This window comes from Salsipaludibacter albus (genome assembly GCF_019798055.1).
GTDB classification, from domain to species: domain Bacteria; phylum Actinomycetota; class Nitriliruptoria; order Nitriliruptorales; family Nitriliruptoraceae; genus Salsipaludibacter; species Salsipaludibacter albus.
This window is the reverse complement of record NZ_JAHOPH010000039.1, coordinates 1-19157: the sequence shown is the minus strand read 5'-3', so window position 1 is coordinate 19157 and position 19157 is coordinate 1. Positions and strand designations below refer to the sequence as shown.

The 19157-nt window shown below is 71.8% G+C and carries 14 protein-coding genes and 1 pseudogene; 6 read left to right on the top strand and 9 right to left on the bottom strand.

The annotated features are described in order from the left end of the window. Positions 1–85: 85 nt before the first annotated feature. Both KR546_RS16830 and KR546_RS16825 read left to right on the top strand, forming a co-directional pair. Complete coding sequence (locus tag KR546_RS16830; protein WP_238445884.1) at positions 86–4006, top strand: carbohydrate binding domain-containing protein; 3921 nt, start codon at positions 86–88, stop codon at positions 4004–4006. Between the two features lie 68 nt (positions 4007–4074). Then, positions 4075–4602: a J domain-containing protein gene (locus tag KR546_RS16825; RefSeq protein ID WP_338019187.1), complete on the top strand. Its 528-nt coding sequence runs from the start codon at positions 4075–4077 to the stop codon at positions 4600–4602. A 51-nt stretch (positions 4603–4653) separates the two neighbouring features. On the opposite strand, the gene KR546_RS16820 is transcribed toward KR546_RS16825, so the two are convergent. From KR546_RS16820 to KR546_RS16805, 4 genes are read right to left on the bottom strand one after another with little or no spacing between them, the layout of a single operon-like run. Next, positions 4654–5427, bottom strand: coding sequence for an SGNH/GDSL hydrolase family protein (locus tag KR546_RS16820; protein ID WP_238445882.1), 774 nt, complete (start codon positions 5425–5427; stop codon positions 4654–4656). Next, positions 5424–6257, bottom strand: coding sequence for an ABC transporter permease (locus tag KR546_RS16815; protein WP_238445881.1), 834 nt, complete (start codon positions 6255–6257; stop codon positions 5424–5426). The genes KR546_RS16820 and KR546_RS16815 overlap by 4 nt, the downstream gene beginning before the upstream one ends. Then, positions 6254–7096 carry an ABC transporter permease gene (locus tag KR546_RS16810; RefSeq protein WP_238445880.1) on the bottom strand — a complete coding sequence of 281 codons (843 nt, stop codon included), beginning with the start codon at positions 7094–7096 and terminating at the stop codon, positions 6254–6256. Before KR546_RS16810 ends, KR546_RS16815 begins: the two co-directional genes overlap by 4 nt. After that, positions 7096–8034, bottom strand: coding sequence for an ABC transporter ATP-binding protein (locus KR546_RS16805; RefSeq protein ID WP_238445879.1), 939 nt, complete (start codon positions 8032–8034; stop codon positions 7096–7098). Before KR546_RS16805 ends, KR546_RS16810 begins: the two co-directional genes overlap by 1 nt. 186 nt (positions 8035–8220) lie before the next feature. On the opposite strand from KR546_RS16805, the gene zwf reads away from it, so the two are divergent. The 3 genes from zwf (at position 8221) to pgl (ending at position 11526) form a co-directional block, all read left to right on the top strand. Next, entirely contained in the window at positions 8221–9630 is a 1410-nt protein-coding gene (gene zwf, locus KR546_RS16800) for a glucose-6-phosphate dehydrogenase (RefSeq protein WP_238445878.1), read from the top strand. Between the two features lie 94 nt (positions 9631–9724). Beyond that, entirely contained in the window at positions 9725–10768 is a 1044-nt protein-coding gene (gene gnd, locus KR546_RS16795) for a phosphogluconate dehydrogenase (NAD(+)-dependent, decarboxylating) (RefSeq protein ID WP_238445877.1), read from the top strand. After that, positions 10765–11526, top strand: a complete 762-nt coding sequence (pgl, locus tag KR546_RS16790) for a 6-phosphogluconolactonase (RefSeq protein ID WP_238445876.1) — start codon at positions 10765–10767, stop codon at positions 11524–11526. Before gnd ends, pgl begins: the two co-directional genes overlap by 4 nt. A gap of 50 nt (positions 11527–11576) precedes the next feature. Here pgl and KR546_RS16785 read toward each other — a convergent pair whose 3' ends face one another. Both KR546_RS16785 and KR546_RS16780 read right to left on the bottom strand, forming a co-directional pair. Continuing rightward, complete coding sequence (locus KR546_RS16785; RefSeq protein ID WP_238445875.1) at positions 11577–11963, bottom strand: VOC family protein; 387 nt, start codon at positions 11961–11963, stop codon at positions 11577–11579. Positions 11964–12108: 145 nt separating this feature from the next. Next, positions 12109–14025, bottom strand: coding sequence for a potassium transporter Kup (locus KR546_RS16780; RefSeq protein ID WP_238445874.1), 1917 nt, complete (start codon positions 14023–14025; stop codon positions 12109–12111). Between the two features lie 133 nt (positions 14026–14158). Here KR546_RS16780 and KR546_RS16775 point away from each other — a divergent pair, with 133 nt between their 5' ends. Further along, entirely contained in the window at positions 14159–14521 is a 363-nt protein-coding gene (locus tag KR546_RS16775; protein ID WP_238445873.1) for a SpoIIAA family protein, read from the top strand. A 24-nt stretch (positions 14522–14545) separates the two neighbouring features. On the opposite strand, the gene KR546_RS16770 is transcribed toward KR546_RS16775, so the two are convergent. From KR546_RS16770 to KR546_RS16760, 3 genes and pseudogenes are all read right to left on the bottom strand, one after another. Further along, positions 14546–15742, bottom strand: a complete 1197-nt coding sequence (locus KR546_RS16770; RefSeq protein ID WP_238445872.1) for an alkaline phosphatase family protein — start codon at positions 15740–15742, stop codon at positions 14546–14548. Then, on the bottom strand, positions 15739–18780 hold the full coding sequence (locus tag KR546_RS16765; RefSeq protein WP_238445871.1) for a UPF0182 family membrane protein: 3042 nt from the start codon (positions 18778–18780) through the stop codon (positions 15739–15741). The genes KR546_RS16770 and KR546_RS16765 overlap by 4 nt, the downstream gene beginning before the upstream one ends. Positions 18781–18879: 99 nt before the next feature. Further along, a pseudogene (locus KR546_RS16760) lies at positions 18880–19157 on the bottom strand (hypothetical protein); the annotation flags it as partial.

The following is a 19157-nucleotide window of genomic DNA, read 5'->3' as shown; positions in this document are numbered from 1 at the left end:
GCGTCGCGGAAGATCGGCGGGCCGCTCGTCCTGGGGGACCATCGTGGGGGCACGTCACAACCTGTCAACGACGCGTGCGCCACTCGTGGCGTCCACGTTGTCGCTGCTGCTGATCATCAGCACGTTCACGGCGATCTCGGCCGCACCGGCCGAGGCGTCCCTGGCGCACCCCAAGGTCGTGTCCGAGAACCCGTCCGACACGACCCCCCACATCGTGCTGGACGGCGTGTCGCAGAACGTCTACGCGTTCGAGCAGATCGGCCGCACGATGTTCGCCGGCGGCCGGTTCGACACGGTCCAGGACCCGGCCATGACGCAGACCTACGCCCGGTCGAACTTCGTGGTGTTCGATGCCGACACGGGGGTCGTGTCGGACCTGAACCTGTCGTTCGACGGGATGGTCACCGGCATCGTCAAGACCGCCGACGAATCCGCCCTGTTCATCTCCGGCGCCTTCTCCCAGGTCAACGGCATCACGCGTCGCGGGATCGCGAAGTACGACCTGGTCAACGACCGGATCGACCCCACCTTCGCACCCACGGGGATGCGCACCGTCTCCGACATCAGGATCGCCAACGGCTGGCTGATCGCCGTGGGCAACTTCTCCAAGCACGTCATGGCGATGGACCAGGTGACCGGCGCGGACCTCGGCCACATCAACCTGACGGTCGCCGGGGTGGTCGACCCGACCGACGAGACCCGCGTCAAGAAGATCGCGATCTCCCCCGACGGCACGCGACTGGTCGCGACCGGCAACTTCGCCACGGTCAACGGCCAGAACCGCAAGCGCGCCTTCATGCTCAACCTCGCACAGACCACGACCCTGAGCACCTGGTACGCCCCACGGTTCGCCGTGAACTGCGTCGCGGCCAGCCGACTGGTCAGTGCCCAGGGCATCGACTTCTCGCCCGACGGCTCGTACTTCGTCGTCGTGTCCACCGGGGGCCCGACCGGCACCAACGGGATCTGTGACGCCACGGCCCGTTTCGAGACCGCCAACGTGGCCAGCAACGTCCAGCCCACCTGGATCAACTGGACCGGTGGCGACACGCTCTACAGCGTGGCGGTCACCGGTGCGGCCGTGTACGTCGGCGGCCACCAGCGCTGGCTCGACAACCCCCAGGGCAGCGACTTCGCGGGCCCCGGCGCGGTCTCGCGACCCGGCATCGGCGCGATCGACCCGGTCACCGGCAAGGCGCTGGCCTGGAACCCCACCAAGTCCCGCAACCACGGGACGATGGTGCTGTTCGCGACCCCCGACGGGCTGTGGGTCGGCAGCGACGGAGAGCGCTTCGGCAACGAGGACCATGTCGGCATCGGCTTCGTGCCGCTCGACGACACCGACCCCCCGGACACGGCGCGGCCCAACACGTTCATCGAGAGCGGTCCGGCCGGCCCGGTCACCAACGCCACCGCGACGTTCACCTTCTCAGCCGACGAGGACGCCGTCTTCCAGTGCCGGCTCGACGACGCGGCGTTCGCGCCCTGCAGCTCGCCGATGACCTACGAGGCGCTCGCCGAGGGGCCGCACACGTTCCGGGTCGCCGCCGTCGACCCGTCGTTCAACATGGACGCGACCCCGGCCGAGCAGGCCTTCGAGATCGTCCCCGAGGGCACCGAGCTGGTCGGCAACCCCGGCTTCGAGGTGGACACTTCCGGCTGGGCGATCGACGCGTCGGGCAACACGTTGACCCGGGTCGCCGGTGGCCACTCCGGTGACTGGGCAGCGGAACTCGCGGCGGGCTCCGCCGGACGCTGCGGGATCGACGACTTCCCCGGCTGGGTCCCCACCACCGAGGCCGGCACCTACACGACCAGTGCCTGGCTGCGGTCGGACACGTCGGGCTCGACCGTCCGGTTGCGCGTGCGCGAGTACGCCGATGGCGTGCGGCAGGGCACGACCACCGAGTCGATCAGCCTGACCTCGTCCTGGCAGCAGGTCACGGCTGCCCACACCACCGTCACGCCGGGCTCGTCGCTCGACGTGGAGATCTACCTCACCGACGCCACCGCCGGCCCGTGCTTCCAGGTCGACGACGTGTCGATGACCCTGGACCCGCTCGATCTCGACGCGCCCGAGACCACCATCGACGACGGCCCGACCGGCGACACCACCAACACGTCCGCCACGTTCACCTTCTCCGCCGACGAGGACGCCACCTTCACCTGTCGAGTCGACGGCGGGGCCTGGGAACCCTGCACCTCGCCCACCACCCACGACGACCTCGCCATCGGACCCCACACCTTCGAGGTCGCCGCCATCGACACGGCCGGCAACACCGACGCCACACCCGCCAGCCGCAGCTGGACCGTGGTCGACCAGACCGCGCCGGACACCACCATCGACGACGGCCCGACCGGCGAGGTGACCGACACCTCGGCCACCTTCACCTTCTCGGCCGACGAGGCCGCGACGTTCGCCTGTCGTCTCGACGACGGCGCATGGGCACCGTGCACCTCGCCGGTGACCCTCGACGGCCTGTCCGTGGGCACCCACACCTTCGCGGTCGCCGCCACGGACGCCAGTGGCAACGTCGACGCCACCCCGGCCAGCCGGGAGTGGACCGTCGTCGACCTGGCCGCACCGGAGACCACCATCGACGACGGCCCGACCGGCGAGGTGACCGACACCTCGGCCACGTTCGGCTTCTCCGCCGACGAGGACGCGACCTTCGCCTGCCGCCTCGACGGGGCGGACTTCGCGGCCTGCACCTCGCCGGTGACCTTCGACGACCTCGGCCACGGGACGCACACGTTCGAGGTGGTCGCCACGGACCCGTCCGGCAACGTCGACGAGACGCCGGCCAGCAGGGAATGGACGATCCTCGACGACCGGCCGGAACTGGTCGGCAACCCCGACTTCGAGGTCGACACCAGCGGGTGGACGGCCGACACCGCCGACACCACCCTCGCCCGGGTCCCGGGCGGACACTCCGGGGACTGGGTCGCGGAGCTCACCACGGCGGCGGGCGGACGGTGCGGCATCGACGACAGCCCGAACTGGGTCCTCGCCACCGGGGAGGGCACCTACACCGCCAGCGTCTGGCTGCGCGCCGAGACCCCGGGGGCCACGGTCCAGCTGCGACTGCGTGGCTACCTGGACGGGGACCTGCAGGCGACGGTGAGCGAGTCGCTCGTGCTCACCTCGTCCTGGCAGCAGCTGACCGCCACCTACACCACGGCCACGCCGGGCTCGATGCTGGACCTCGAGATCTACACCACGGACGCCGCCACCGGTCCGTGCTTCCAGGCGGACGACGTCTCCATCCGGTCCGATGCCGCACCGCCGCCGGACACCACGGCACCGCAGACGTCCATCGACGCCGGCCCCAGTGGGGACGTCGACGGCACGTCGGCCACCTTCGCCTTCTCCGCCGACGAGGAGGCCACGTTCGCCTGCCGTCTCGACGGGGGAACCTGGGAGCCGTGCACCTCGCCGGTGACCCACGACGGGCTGGCGTTCGGCGCCCACACGTTCGAGGTCGCCGCGACCGACACCGCCGGCAACGCCGACCCCTCCCCCGCCAGTGCCAGCTGGACGATCGTCGACGCCGGGCCCGAGCTGGTCGGCAACCCGGGCTTCGAGGTGGACACGGCCGGGTGGCGGGGCGACGCGGCCGGCAACACGCTGGCCCGCGTCGCGGGTGGCCACTCGGGTGACTGGGCGCTCGCGGTGACCGCCAGCAGCGCGGGACGATGCGGCATCGACGACCACCCCAACTGGGTCACGTCGACCGTGGACGGGTCCTACCTCGTCAGTGCCTGGGTGCGCGCGGACACGCCGGGCGCAACGTTGCGACTGCGGATCCGCGGCTACCTCGGTGGCGTGCGCCAGGCCACCGTGACCCAGGCGACCACGCTGGGCACCGAGTGGCAGCAGGTCACGGCCACCTACCCGACGGCGGCCGCGGGATCCCTGCTGGACGTGGAGGCCTACGTGACCGACGCGGCCGCCGGAGCCTGCTTCACCGCCGACGACGTGTCCATCCGCCACGTCGGGCCGTGACCCCGGCCCCCGGTCGGACCGGCGTCGCGACCGGGTGGGGCACCGGTCGGCGTTCCTGAGAACGAGCCGTGAACCGGCGGGTCCGGCGGGGGTCGGTGGGCGATATCGTCGGGTGCACACGGGAGGACTCGACGGACGTGGAACCACACGAGGTGCTCGGCGTGCCAGCGAACGCCGACGACGCACAGGTCCGTGCGGCCTATCGCCGCCTGGTCCGGGAGCACCACCCGGATCGCCACGTGGGTGGGAGCGCCGCCGACCAGGAGGCCGCAGCGCGACGGATGGCCGAGGTCACCGAGGCCTACCAGCTGTTGTCGGACCCCGACGCCATGACCCGTCGTCGGCTGCGCACCCACTGGGCGTCCGGGACCGGTGGCCCTCCGCCACCGGCACCCTCGGATCCCTCGGCGTTCGACTACCGCCGCGCGGCACCGTCGGAGTTCACCACCGACCCGTCCGACCGCTGGGGCCAGACCCCGCCCACGCCCACGCCCCCACCTGCGCCGGACACGCGTGACCGCGGTGCCAACCGCGTCTTCGTGTGGTTGCTCGTGGTCACCGTCGCCGTCCTGGCAGCGGTCGTCCTGCTGGGCTGAGTCACGTCCGGGCCGGTGAGCCCGGCTGCCGGACGTTCGGCCTCCGACGGGTCAGGACGACCGGTCCGGGTCGGAGCCCGTGACCACGATGGGCTCCGGATGGCGAGGTTCGAGGCCGTGGCCCGACGAGGTGCGGCGCAGGCGCCGTCCCAGCCACGGCACCAGGTGGGTGCGGCGCCACTCCCGGTTCGCGGCGCGGCCCCACGTGACGTGGGGGCCGTCGATCGGGACGTCCCAGTCGCTGGCAGGGAGGTCGAGCGCGGCGGCCATCGCCTCGGCGATCCGGCGATGTCCCTCGGCGTTGGCGTGCAGTCGGTCCTCGGCCCACAGGCGCGTGTCGTAGGCCAGGGCCGAGTCCGCGAGGTCCACCACGACCACCCCGTCGTCGGCGAAGCCACGGATGCCTTCGTTGAGCGCCAGGACCCGGCCGCGCAGCGGACGCGCCAGCGTCACCACGCGGGTGAGGTCGGGGACGGTCAGGGTGACCACGGTCGACCCGGTGGCCAGCAGGGTCCGGTGCATGGTGGCGAGGTCGTCCAGGACCGCGTCGACGGGCCGGATGAAGCGCAGCAGGTCGTTCATCCCGGCGAAGACCGTCGCGATCGTCGGGCGCAGCGCGACCGCGGGGGCGAGCTGGCCGACCAGGACCTCGCGGGAGGTGCGGCCCCGGACCGCGAGGTTGGCCCACTCGACCTCGCCGTGGGTCTCGGCCAGCCGGCCGGCGAGCCGCTGGGACCAGCCGATCCATCCGCCCTGCCCGTCGGGATCGCACAGCCCCTCGGTGGAGGAATCCCCGAGTGCGACGTAGCGGACCTGGTCGCTCACGTCAGCAGCAGCGTCGACAGCCGGCGACGGGCGACGACCAGTCCGACCGCGGCCATCACCACCAGCACGGCCACGTTGCCGAGCATCGACCACGTGACCTGGCCGAGCACCAGTCCCCGGACCAGCACGGTGCCGTGGTACAGCGGCGACAGCCGGGCGACGACCTGGAGCCAGCCCGGGTAGACCGACAGCGGGTAGAGGGTCCCGGAGAACAGGAACATCGGCAGGATCACCAGTTGCACCAGGTCGAAGTCCTTCCACGAGGTCATGAAGGTGGTCGCGGCCATCCCGACGGCACCGAAGGCCAGGCCGATCAGCGCCGTGGCCAGCAGGGCCAGTGGCCAGGTCCAGCCCGACGTCAGTCCCATCGCCAGCATGATGACGAGGAACCCGGCCGAGTAGGCCGCTCCCCGGGCCTGGGACCAGCCGATCTCGCCCACGGCAACGTCCATCGGCGTCATCGGCGTGGCCAGCATGGCGTCGTAGAGCTTGCCGAACTTGAGCTTGAAGAAGATGTTGAACGTCGCCTCGGTCACCGCGCCGTTCATGGCCGACGACGCCAGCATCGCCGGCGCCACGAACTGGACGTAGGACACGGTCGTCCCGTCACCCAGGGCGATGTCGGGAGCCAGCGCACCCAGCCCGACACCCAGCGAGAACAGGTACAGCACCGGCTCGAAGAAGCCACCGAAGAACACCATGGGATGGGTCCGGGCGCTGAGGAAGTTGCGGTACATCAGCGTGTGCGCACGACCGGCGCCCAACAGGGCGAGCGGGGTCGTGCGCAGCGGGGACGCGACCGAACGCGGGGTCGTGGTCGGGGCGCTCACGCGTACAGCCTCCCCCGGAGCCGGCGTGCGGCCCACCACCAGCCGGCCGCCAGCATGACGACGAGGTAGCCGACGTGGACCCAGGCGGGCATCGCCGACACGGTCGGCGGGGCAGCGCCGGGCAGCACCAGCTTCCTGGTGAGCTCGACCCCGTGGTACAGCGGCGTGGCCACGGCGACCGCCTGCAGGACGCCGGGCAGCTGCGCGATGGGGAAGAACGTCCCCGAGAACAGGAACAACGGCATGATGGCGAAGCGGTAGGCGTTGGTCAGCCCCGTGTCGCTGCCGAGCGAGGCGGTGTAGCCCGTGGCCACGGCCTCGAAGGCGATGCCCGTGAGCAGCGCCGGCAGGATCCCCATCAGCGCCGGCCCGGGCTCGAGTGCACCGAACAGCATCGCCACCACCGCGAACGCCACCAGGTTCCCGGTGAAGTTCACCACGCCCCACAGCAGGCGGCCGGCGAGCAGGTCGCGCGGACGCACCGGCGTCGCCATCATCGCCTCGAAGTTGCGGCGCCACTTCAGGCCGGCCATCACCGGCCAGGCGCCCTCGCCGAACCCGTTCTGCATCGCGCTGGCCGCCAGCAGTCCCGACGCCACGAACGTCACGTACTCCACGTCGAGGGTCGCGGATCCGCCGCCCGAGTCGACCAGCGAGCCGAGCCCCACCCCCATCGCTGCCAGGAAGGCGATCGGGTTGCCGAGGCTGGACATGATCCAGCCACGCCAGTTGCGGCGGAACCCGATGATCTCGGCGGCCAGCACCCGTACCGCGGGATGGCGTCGCCGGGTCGGCCCGGGCCCGCCGGGTCCCGTCCCAACGTCGGAGGCCACCGACATCAGTCGACCAGCTGGCGGCCGGTGAGCCGCAGGAACACGTCTTCGAGCGTCGCACGACGGGTCAGGTGGCCACGTGGGACCAGGCCGTGGTCGCCCAGGGCGTCCAGGGTCGCCTCGGCGTCGCGGGTGTAGACGATCGCACGCTCGGCCAGCTGCTCGACCGACTCGACCTCGGGCAGGTCGAGCGCCACCAGCCGGTCCGACGACTCGGCCTGGCGGGCGGTCCCGAACCGGACCTCCAGCACCTCCCGGGTCACGTGCTCGACGATCAGGTCGGTCGGGCTCCCCTCCGCGATGATCCGCCCGTGGTCCATCACGACCAGGCGGTCGGCGAGCTGCTCGGCCTCGTCCATGTAATGAGTGGTGAGCAGCAGGGTCACGCCACGCGACCGCAACTCGTGGAGGCGGTCCCACAGCACGTGGCGGGCCTGCGGGTCCAGCCCCGTGGTGGGCTCGTCGAGGATCACCAGGTCGGGCTCGTTGATCAGTGCCCGCGCGATCGTCAGCCGCCGCTTCATGCCGCCGGACAGGGCGTCCACCTCGGCGTCGGCCTTGTCCTCGAGCTGGGCGAACGCGAGCAGGTCGTCGATCCGGTGCGCGATCACGGTGCGAGGGAGCCCGTGGTAGAGGCCGTAGACCAGCAGGTTCTCGCGGACGGTCAGCTCGAGGTCGAGATTGTCCTCCTGGGGGACCACCCCCAGCCGCGAGCGGATCACCTGGCCGTCGTGGTGCGGGTCCAGCCCCAGGACGGACAGCTCGCCATCGGTGACCGGGCTGACGGTCGCGATCATCCGCATCGCCGAGGTCTTGCCGGCCCCGTTCGCACCGAGGAAGGCGAAGGTCTCACCGGCCGCGACCGTGACGTCGATCCCGTCCACGGCGGTCAGGTCCCCGAAGCGCTTGGTCAGTCCCCGGGCGACGACGGCGGGCGGGGCCATCGAGTCCGCAGGCGAACGAGCAGGACTGGGTGACGGTGCGTGCGATGACATGGCGACCGAGCCTATCGACGCGTGGCCCCGGTCGGTGGTGGCCCGGCCCACCCGGCCACCTGCCCGGCCGGCCTCCTTGGCTACCGTCTCCCCGGGAGGACCCCCACCCCCGACCCGACCCACGAAGGGCGCTCGATGGCCGCCGACCACCTCGACGAACGCGACCGCAGCGATGCGCTGGTGCTGTTCGGCATCACCGGTGACCTGGCCTACAAGAAGCTCTTCCCGGCACTGCACGACCTCGAGCGCGACCAGGACCTGGACTTCCCGGTGATCGGCGTGGCGCGCTCCGACTGGACCCTCGACGACCTGCGCGAGCGGGCCGAGGCCTCCATGCGCGAGGAGGTCGACGACCTCGACGAGGACGCGATGCGCACCGTCATCGACCGCCTCGAGTACGTCCAGGGGGACTACAACCACCCCGACACCTTCGCCCGTCTCAACGAGCTCCTCCAGGACTGCTCCAAGCCGCTGGCCTACCTGGCGATCCCGCCGTCGCTGTTCGACGAGGTCATCGAGGGCCTGGAGACGATCGGGGCCAACCAGCGTGGCGGCGGCGTGGTCGTCGAGAAGCCGTTCGGCCGGGACCTGACGTCGGCCCGCGAGCTGGACGACCTGCTGCAGCGGACCTTCCCCGAGGAGCTGATCTACCGGATCGACCACTTCCTGGGCAAGGAGACGGTCCTGGACGTGATGCTGTTCCGCCTCGCCAACCCGGTCCTGGACACCCTCCTGCATCGTCACCACGTCGACCACCTCCAGATCACGATGGCCGAGGACTTCGGCATCGAGGGTCGGGGTGGCTTCTACGACACGGTCGGGGCGATGCGTGACGTGGTCCAGAACCACCTGCTGCAGGTCATGGCCCTGATCCTGGCCGATCCGCCGGTGTCGGACGACCCCGAGGCGCTGCGCGACGAGAAGTCCAAGGTGCTGCGGGCGCTGCGACCGATCCAGCCCGACGAGATGGTGCGGGGCCAGTACGTCGGCTACCACGACGTCGACCAGGTCGACCCCGAGTCGACCACCGAGACCTTCGTGTCGCTGGTCGCCAACGTGGAGACGTGGCGCTGGTCGGACGTGCCGATCCACATCCGGGCCGGCAAGGCGATGGACGAGACCCGCACCGAGATCGCGGTGGTGTTCAAGCGCCCACCCCTGTCGCTGTACCGGGGACCGGACATGACCGAGCCCCCGCCCAACACCCTGCGGTTCCGGATCAAGCCGGGCGAGCGGATCGACCTGGGCATCCAGCTCAAGAAGCCCGGCGAGCGGATCGAGACCGAGCCGGTGCTGATGACCTACGAGTGGGACGACCGGCTCGCCCGCCACACCGAGGCCTACGCACGCCTGCTGGGCGACGCACTGTCCGGGGACCGCACCCTGTTCGCCCGGTCGGACTCGGTGCTGGCCGCGTGGGAGGCCGTGCAGCCACTGCTGGACGACCCCGGCCCGGTCCACCCCTACGAACCGGGCGAGGCCGGTCCCGCCGAGGCCAAGCGGGTCGCCCCGCCCGGCGGCTGGCTGCCTCCGCTCACCGACTGAACCCGGGATCACCCACCGACGGTCCGGCCGGCGCGTCGGGCCGTCACCGCCGTCCACCACGCCCGACCCTCGACACCAACACGAAGGCATCCACGTGCAACTCGGCATGATCGGACTCGGGCGCATGGGCGCCAACATGGTGCGCCGCGTGCAGCAGGCCGGCCACACCGCGGTCGTGCACGACGTCGACCCGGAGGCGATCGCGGCACTGGAGGCCGAGGGTGCGACCGGCGCTCCGAGCCTCCGGGACCTGGCGGACGCCATGGAGGCGCCCCGGCACGTGTGGGTGATGGTGCCCGCCGCCATCACCCCGCAGGTCCTCGCGGAGGTCGCGGAGGTGCTCGAGCCGGGCGACGTCCTGGTGGACGGTGGCAACAGCTTCTACGCCGACGCCATGCACGAGGCCGAGCGGCTCGCCGAGTCCGGCATCGTGTTGCTCGACTGTGGCACGTCGGGTGGCGTGTGGGGCCTGGAACGTGGGTACAGCCTGATGATCGGGGGCGATCCCGATGCCGTGGAGGCCATGGCGCCGATCTTCGACGCCCTGGCACCCGGGCTGGACGCCGCCCCGCGGACCCCGGGCCGCGACGGCGATCCCGCTCCCGAGGAACGCGGCTGGCTGCACTGTGGCCAGGCCGGCGCCGGACACTTCGTCAAGATGGTCCACAACGGGATCGAGTACGGGATGATGGCGGCCTACGCCGAGGGGTTCGCCCTCCTGAAGGCGGCCGACGCCGGCCTGCGGGACCGTGACGCCGACGCCGAGACCGCGCCGCTGCGCCACCCGGACCGGTACGTGTTCGACCTCGAGATCGACCGGATCGCCGAGGTCTGGCGGCGTGGCGCGGTCATCGGGTCGTGGCTGCTCGACCTGACCGCGGCCGCGCTGCAGGAGGACCACGAGCTCGACACCTTCGCCGGGCGCGTGTCGGACTCCGGCGAGGGCCGCTGGACGGTCCAGGCCGCGATCGACGTCGGCGCCCCGGCCGAGGTCATCTCGTCCGCCCTGTTCCAGCGATTCTCCTCCCGTGGCAACGGCCAGTTCGCCGGCCAGGTCCTGTCGGCCATGCGCTCGCAGTTCGGCGGCCACGACGAGCAGCCGGCAGACCCGGAGATCGACGGCGGAGCCCCCGAATGAGCGGGGACCTCGGCGACGGGCTGTCGCGGGTCGCGGTGGGGGCCCCCATCGCCACCTCGGCAAGCGTGTTCGTCGACGCCGACGACGACGTCCGGGCCGGGTTCACCGCCGAGTGGGTCGCCGAGGCACTGGCCGACGTGGTCGCGCGCCAGGGTCGTGCGGTGCTCGGCCTGGTCGGGGGCAGCTCGGTCGCCACGGTCCACGACCGCCTCCGCGAGGTCGACCTCGACTGGTCCGGGGTGACGATCACCGTGGCCGACGAGCGGGCGGTGCCGGCCGACGACGACCGGCGGAACTGGCGGGTCGTGGAGCCGCTCGTCGACCCGCTGGTCGCCGACGGCCGCCTGTCGAGCGACGACCTGGTGCCCCTGCCGGACCTGCCGTCCGACCCCACCCCAGACGATGTCGACGAGGCCCTGGAGGTCCTGCGCCGCCGGGTCGAGCGGATCGACGTCGCGTTGCTGGGCCTGGGTCCCGACGGCCACGTCGCGTCGCTGTTCCCCGGGCATCCGGGCCTGTCGAGCACCGGCTCGTTCGTCGTGGTGGACGACGCCCCCAAGCCACCGCCCCTGCGGATGTCGGCGACGGTCGGGATGCTGGCCGGCGCGGACGCGATCGCCCTGGTCGGCCACGGCGACGCGAAGGCCGAGGCGGTCGCCGCCGTGACGACCGAGGGACCGCTGGCGGAACGTCCCGGGCGCGTGGTCCACCTCGCCCGTCGCGGCGTCGTCGTCACGGACCGGCTCCCCCGGACGTGACCCCTCGCGGCACGCGGCCGAGGTCGGCCACCCGGTGACCCGGACGCCGCTCAGCCGACCTGTTCGAGCGCGAGGGTGTTGCCCTCGGAGTCGGTGAACCAGGCCGACGCCTGACCCTGCCCCCGGGCGATGACCCCGTCCCACTCCCCCTGCTCGTCCGGGATGTCGAAGGTCTGGAACTCGACCCCGGCCGCCTGCAGGCGCGCGACCTCGGCCTGGAGGTCGTCGACCATCCACGCAGCCTGGGTGTTGCGAGCCGTCCCGGCATGGGGAGTGGCATAGACGAGCAGCTGGCCCTCGCCGGAGTCGAACATCACGCCCTCCGGTGCCGGCTGCTCCTCGCTGGGCGAGAAGCCCATCACGTCGGTGTAGAACGCCGTCGCCCGCTCGAGGTCCGAGGCGGGCAGGGTCGGAATGGGTGCACTGGTGATGGCCATGGTCGTTCCTCTGGGTCCCCGGGGTGGCGGAACTTCCCCCCTCCTCCGGACTAGTTGCGGTCCGGCGCGGTGTCAACCACGACGTCGTGTCGTCTCACGCCCGACGGCACACGTGGTGGCCCGTCAGCCCGCTGGCACGCCCGCGTCAGAGTTCGACCACTGAGCCGACCTCGATCACCCGGTCGGCCGGCAGGCCGTACCAGTCGGCGGCGTCGGTGGCGTTGCGGTGCAGGCGGATGAACAGGCGCTCACGCAGCCGGGAGAAGGTGAACGGTCGTGCCGTGGAGGTGAGGTGCTCCCGGCCGAGCACGAACACCGAGTCGTCGAGGTCGAAGACCGGGTCCTCCACCTCCCGCAGGATCGACGGCAGGTTGGGCCGGTGGGCGAAGCCGACGTGGACGTCGAGCTGCAGCAGTCCGTCGCCCAGCTCGGTGATCCGGACCTGGCGTGCGCGTGGGACCAGCGGCACCGGGTCCACCGTGATCGCCACCAGGACGACCTGCTGGTGCAGGACGTGGTGGGACCGCAGCGTGGCCAGCAGCGCCGGCGGCGCCTGCTCGGGGCGGGGATGGAGGTAGAACGCCGTGCCGGGGACGCGGGTCACCCTCGAGGCCGTCGCCTGCGCGACGACGGTCCGGGCCGCGACCCGGTCACGACGCAGCCGGCGGGCCACCAACGCCCGCCCGTCGTGCCAGGTCCGCATGACCAGGAACACCAGGCCGGCGACGACCAGGGGGAACCAGCCGCCGTCCGGGATCTTGAGGAGGTTGGCGCCGAAGAACGCCAGGTCGACGACCAGGAACAGGGCCGCCACGAGCACCGCGCGACGTCGCGACCAGCCCAGCCGCTGCACGGCGACCACCGCGAACAGGATGGTCGTGATGGCCATCGTGGCCGTGACCGCGACGCCGTACGCGGCGGCCAGGGCCGACGACGACCCGAAGCCGACGACCAGCCCGACACAGGCAACCATCAGCAGCCAGTTCACCGCCGGCACGTACACCTGGCCGGCATGCCTGCGCGACGTGTTCCGGATGGCCACGCGAGGCAGGTGGTCGACCTGCACCGCCTGCATGGTCAACGAGAACGCCCCCGAGATCAGCGCCTGGCTCGCGATGATCGTGGCAGCGGTGGCCAGCACCACCAGGCCTCCGGTCGCCCAGGTCGGGCCCATCCGGAAGAACGGGCTGTCGATCGCCCCGGGGTCGCGCAGCAACAGCGCGCCCTGGCCCAGGTAGGCCAGCACCAGGGCCGGCATCACGATGGTGAACCAGCCACGCCGGATCGCGGGCACACCGACGTGGCCCATGTCGGCGTACAGCGCCTCGCCCCCGGTGACGACGAGGAAGACCGCCCCCAGGCTCGCGAAGCCCGCGAAGCCGTTCGCGGCGAAGTAGCGGATCCCGTGACGCGGGTCGATCGCGACCAGGACCTCGGGCTGCTGGACGACCTGGACCACGCCCAGGATGGCGAGCACGGCGAACCACACCACCATCACGGGCCCGAACGCCGCGCCGATGGCCCCGGTCCCGAAGCGCTGTACGGCGAACAGGGCGACCAGGATGGCGACCGAGATCGGCAGCACCCACGAGCCCAGTTCGGGGCGAACGACCTGCAGTCCCTCGACGGCGGACAGCACCGAGATCGCGGGCGTGATGGCACCGTCGCCGTACAGCAGTGCGGTCCCGAACAGGCCCAGTGCCACGAGCAGCGGGGTCAGCCGCGTGTCGGTGGAGCGACGCATGAGCGTGGTCAGTGCCAGGATCCCACCCTCGCCGTGGTTGTCGGCCCGCAGGACCAGCAGCACGTACTTCACCGTGACCACGATGATCAGCGACCACAGGACCAGCGACAGGACCCCGAGCACGTTCACCCGGTCCACTCCCACGCCCTCCGCGCCCCCGAGCGTCTCGCGCAGCGCGTACAGCGGCGAGGTCGCGATGTCGCCGAACACCACCCCCAGTGCGGCCAGCAGCAGTCCACCGGACGAGGCCTGTCGTCGACGACGCCGGCGCTCGACGGCGTCGGTCGCACCGCCACGGGGCGGCGGGGTGGCAGGCATCGCATGCTCGGCGGGTCCGGGGTCGGCACCGGCACATGGGCGGCCGGGACGCCGCAGTGATCCTACTGCCAGCGCCACCGCCACCCGGACGTCCCGGACTAGGGTCGCCACCCACCGACCCCGGAGGCCTTCGATGATCGAACTTCAAGACGGCACGCCCGAGCACGTGGTGGTCGCCACCGCGTCGGGCACGGTCACGGCACAGGACTACGAGCACACGCTCATGCCGGCCGTGAACCGCGCGACCGGCGACGACGAGCGGGCCCGGCTCATGTACGTGCTGGGTGCGGACTTCGACGGCTACGACGGCGAGGCCGCGCTGGACGACCTGCGGCTGGGCATGCACCACTGGGCCGACTTCGCGAAGATCGCGCTGGTCACCGACCACGCGTCGTGGCGGGTCGCGACCCGGGCCATGGGCTTCCTGATGCCCGGCGAGGTCCGGGTGTTCGACCTCGCCGCCGCCGACGAGGCCCGGGACTGGCTGCTGGACTGACCACGTCGGCCGCCCCGTCCGACGTCAGTCGCGGGTCAGGACGAAGAACGGGACGTCCCGCTCGGCCGCGGTGAGGCTGCCGTGGAGACCCGCCAGCCGTCCACCGTGGGGATCGACCCGCCGGTGGGCGACCGACCCGACCCGACTGGCGACCAGCACGTCGCCCAGTCGCGTGGTGTGCCGCTCCGGGAACTCCGGACCGAACCACCCCTGCCCGACGGCGTCGCGCGTCGCCACCACGACCGCACGGTCGCCGAGCGCGTCCGCGAAGCGTGCGACGACCCGCTCGAGCGTGTCGGGGTCGTCCAGCACCAGGGTCCGCAGTCGGGGCTCACCGGCGACCAGGGCCACGCCGTCGAGCAGCGGGTGGTCGTCGTGCAACTCGAGCACGTCGTCGTCGGGCACCGCGACCATCCCGTGGTCGGCGGTCACGACCACCGCGACGTCGGGCGGCAGGTCACCACGGATCCCGTCGAGCAGGCCGTCGAGGCGACGGACCGCGTCGCGCCAGTCCGGCGTGTGTGGCCCGTGGACGTGGCCGGCCCTGTCGATGTCGGGGTGGTGGGCGTAGACCACCGCCGGGCCCGGACCGGCCGTGGCCGCCAGGGCGGTGGCCAGGGTCGCCTCGGCACCGACGGCTGCCAGCCGACGGCCGCCACGCATCCCCGCCCGGGTCAGCCCGGAGTCGAGGAAGTCCGGGTGGACCACGACGGACGTCGCGACCTCGGCCGCGGCGAGTCGTTCGAACATCGTCGGCTCCGGCACGAGTGACTCGGGCACCACGTCGACCCGCGCGTCGGCGCCTCCGCCACGCAGCCCGAAGCGCCACACCAGCGGGTTGAAGACGGCGTCGTCGAGCACCATCGTGTAGCCCAGCACGCCGTGTCGCCCCGCCGGCAGTCCCGTGCCCAGGGAGACGAGGTTGGTCGCCGTCGTCGTCGGCAGCACCCCTCGGATCGGGGCGGATGCCCGTGCCGCCGCCGACAGCATCGGCGCGACGTCGGTGTCCACCAGCTGGTGCCACCCCAGCCCGTCGGCCAGCAGCACCACGACGGCGCGGAGGTCGGCGGGCAACGCGGGGTGGACGTCGACCTCGCGGCCGACCGGGACACCCAGGGTCCGGGCGATCGCCGGCAGGACCTCCGCCAGCGTGAACTCGTCGTCCGTGGGCACCACCGGGGCGTCGACCCCGGTCAGCTCGGCGCCACGGGTGGGACTCACCCGCCCGTGGGTGAGGGCGTCGGCGTGGCGGGCCCCGTGGCAGGTGCCGTGGCAGGTGCCGTCGGTGTCGGACTGGCCGTCGGGGGCGCGAGGCCCTCGAGGCCACCCAGCTCGGCCGCGCGCTCGAGCCGGGCGCGGGCCTGGTTCGTCAGGTCCTGGTAGGCACCCAGGTCCCCCTCGGCCAGCGCCTGGTCCGCCTGCTCGAACAGCTCGAGCGCCTCGGTGACCAGTTGGGCGGCGTCGGCGTCCGGATCGATGTCGGGATCGATCGGGGTCGGCTCCGGGGTGGGCGTGGGCGACGGGGTCGGCTCGGCGGTGGGCTGGTCGGTGGCCGTCGGCTCCTCGGTGGGCTCGCGTGGCTCCGAGGGCTCCTCGGTGGCCTGGTCGTCGATCTCGGGAACCCCGGTCTGGGGGTCCTCGGCGAGGTCCGAGCCGACCGGGTCGCCGCCGGTGACCAGCGCGGTCAGGGCGTCCTCGAGGGTCGGACGCATCACCACCTGGTCACCCATGACCAGCACGACCTGCCACAGTTCGGGGATCCGGGACTGCTCGTTCTGCAGGAACAGGGGCTCGACGAAGATCACCGACTCCTCGACGGGCAGGACCAGCAGGTTGCCCCGGATGAGGGTGGACCCGGCCTGGTCGACCAGGGTGATGCGCTCGGCGATCTCGGACTCCTGCTCGATCCGGCCGTGGGCCTGGACCGGGCCGAGCACGTTGTCGTTGGTCGGGAACTGCACCGCGAACAACTCGCCGTAGTGCTCCGGATCCGACCGGGCCGCGAGCCACGCGACCATGTTCTGGCGCCCGGCGGGGACGTAGGGCTGGATCATGACGAACTCGGCCTCGGGTTCACCGGGCAGCCGGGTGATCAGGTAGTAGGGCTCCAGCGGGATGTCGGCCTCGTCGTTGTCGAGGTTCTCCTTCTGGGCGGCGTCCTGGGGCACCTCCCACGAGTCGGCCTTGTTGTAGAAGCCGGCCGGGTCCGGGATGTGGTAGGTGTCGTACAGGCCGGCCTGGAGTGTGAACAGGTCCTCCGGGTAGCGGAAGTGGCTGGCCAACTCCTCCGGGGCCTCGTCGAGGTCGGCGTAGAGGCTCGGGAAGGCACGGCGCCAGGTCTGGATGATCGGGTCGTCGGGCTCCGACACGTACATCGTGACGGTCCCGTCGTAGGCGTCCACGACGGCCTTGACCGAGTTGCGCACGTAGTTGACCTCGCTGTCGCCCCCGGCGTGGCTGAAGGTCGCGTACTCGCTGTAGGGGTAGCGGGTCGTGGTGGTGTAGGCGTCCTGGATCCACACGACGCGATCCTCCAGCACGACCGCGTAGGGATCGGAGTCCAGCGTCAGGTAGGGCGCCACCTCGCGGACGCGCTCGGGGACCTCGCGGTGCAGCAACACCTTCGAGTCGTCGCGCAGCAGGTTGGACAGCACGAAGTTCGGGTCGGAGAAGCGCAGCGCCCAGGCCAGCCGTCGGGCGTAGCCGCCCAGCGCGACCCCGCCCTCGCCGGCGTAGCTGGTCGTGACCTGTTCGGCCGTGCCGGGGTCCTCGTAGTCCAGTTCGGGCTGCTCGGTGTCCACGATCGCGTAGTCGAGGAAGCCGTCGTTGGCGTAGTACATGCCCGGTTCGGCCGGCACGAGGTCGCCGTCGGGGGCGATGTCCTCGTTGGTCTGGGGCGGGATGTCGGAGGCGAGGAACACCGGCTGGCCGGCGTTGGACGCCGTGTTGACCTGGCTGGCGACGACGCCGTAGCCGTGGGTGTAGGTGAGCCGCTCGTTCTGCCACTGCCCGGCGACGATGTTGGCGTCGGGGTCCAGCTCACGGGCGGACAGCATCACCTGGCGTGGCTGCCCGTCGATCTCGTAGCGGTCGATGTCGACGTCGTGGAACTCGTAGAACGGTCGCAGGGCCTGCAACTCCTGGTAGTTGTCCTGGAGCAGGTCGGGATCCCACAGCCGGATGTTCTCGAAGGTCGTGTCGTTGGCGTCGATCTGGGCCCGGTCGAGGTTGTTGCTGATGTCGAAGGTCGGCAGGTCCCCGACCAGCGACGGGTCGTTCAGCTCGTAGGCCTGCCGGGTCATCTCGAGGTTCGCCTCGATGTACTCACGTTCCCGGTTGAGCTCCTGGGGATCGACCCGGAGGCGCTGGATGGCAGCCGGGTAGGCGCCCTGCAACAGGATCGAGCTGACCACCAGCAGGGCGATCGCGACCGCCGGCAGCGTGAACGAGTTGCTGCGCAGCCCCCAGGCGACCAGCGCGATGGCCACGACCGTGGCCGCCAGCAGCAGGTACAGGGCCGGGAGTTCGGCGTTGACATCGGTGTAGGACGCGCCGGTGACGGTCCCGCGCTGGGAGAAGTCCAGCTCGTAGCGGTCGAGCCAGTAGCCCCAGCCACGGATCGCCAGGATCACCATGAGCAGGATCGACAGGTGGGTCTTGACGCCCGGCAGGACCTTGTCGTGCTCGGCGTCGGGGCGGATGCCGCCCAGCAGCAGGTGGGCGCCCGCGCTGAGCAGCAGCACCAGGATCATCGTGGTGAACGCCCACGACTGCAGGAGCTGCCACCACGGGAGGTCGAAGACGAAGAACCCGACGTCGCGTCCGAACTGGGGATCGACCGTGTCGAACGTCCCGCCGTTGCGCCACAGCAGGAAGGTGTCCCAGCCCCCCGACAGCGCGACCCCGGACGAGATCCCGAAGAGTGCGGCGACCCCGGCGATCAACCACTTGAAGTACGGCTCGGCCTGGTTGCGGTACTGCTCGATCGCCGCCTGCTGGGGGGTGCTGGGCACGATCGTCGGGCGCAGTCGACGCGCGACCTGCAGGGTGGCGACGATGACGCCCCCGGCGAGCAGGCTGCCGACGACGGCCAGCAGGATCCGGGTCATGAGGACCCCGGTGAACACCTCGCGGGCACCGACCGCCGTGAACCACCACCAGTCCGTCGTGAAGACGGCGACTCGCTGGCTGAAGACCAGCACGAGCAGTACGACGCCGAGGAGGACGAGGGGGAGGCGCTGGCGCATCCAGGTGGGCACGGTGGTGTCGTCCGGTCGTCGCTGGGTCAGTCGGGAAGCACCGAGGGTATGCCGTGTCCGGCGGGGCGGTGACCGCCACCACGGGGAGCACGCCCACGGTCAGGCGTGCCCCTCGTCGGCTCCCGCGGGTCGCAGGGTGCAGGTGCAGCCCGGGTGGGCGGGCGGCACGAGGTCGCCGAACGCGAACGGCTCCCCCGGAGGCACGACGCCGTCGGTGGCGTTGCCCCGGCACCGACGCCCCGGACAGCGCTGTTCCTGGCCGACCACCCACGCCACGGCCTCGACCCCGTCGTGGCGCCACCGGGCCAGCTGGCCGTGGTGGCGCGCGGCGGCGACGGCCCGCTCGATCGCGTCGGGCAGCCGGGTCTGGCGCAGGT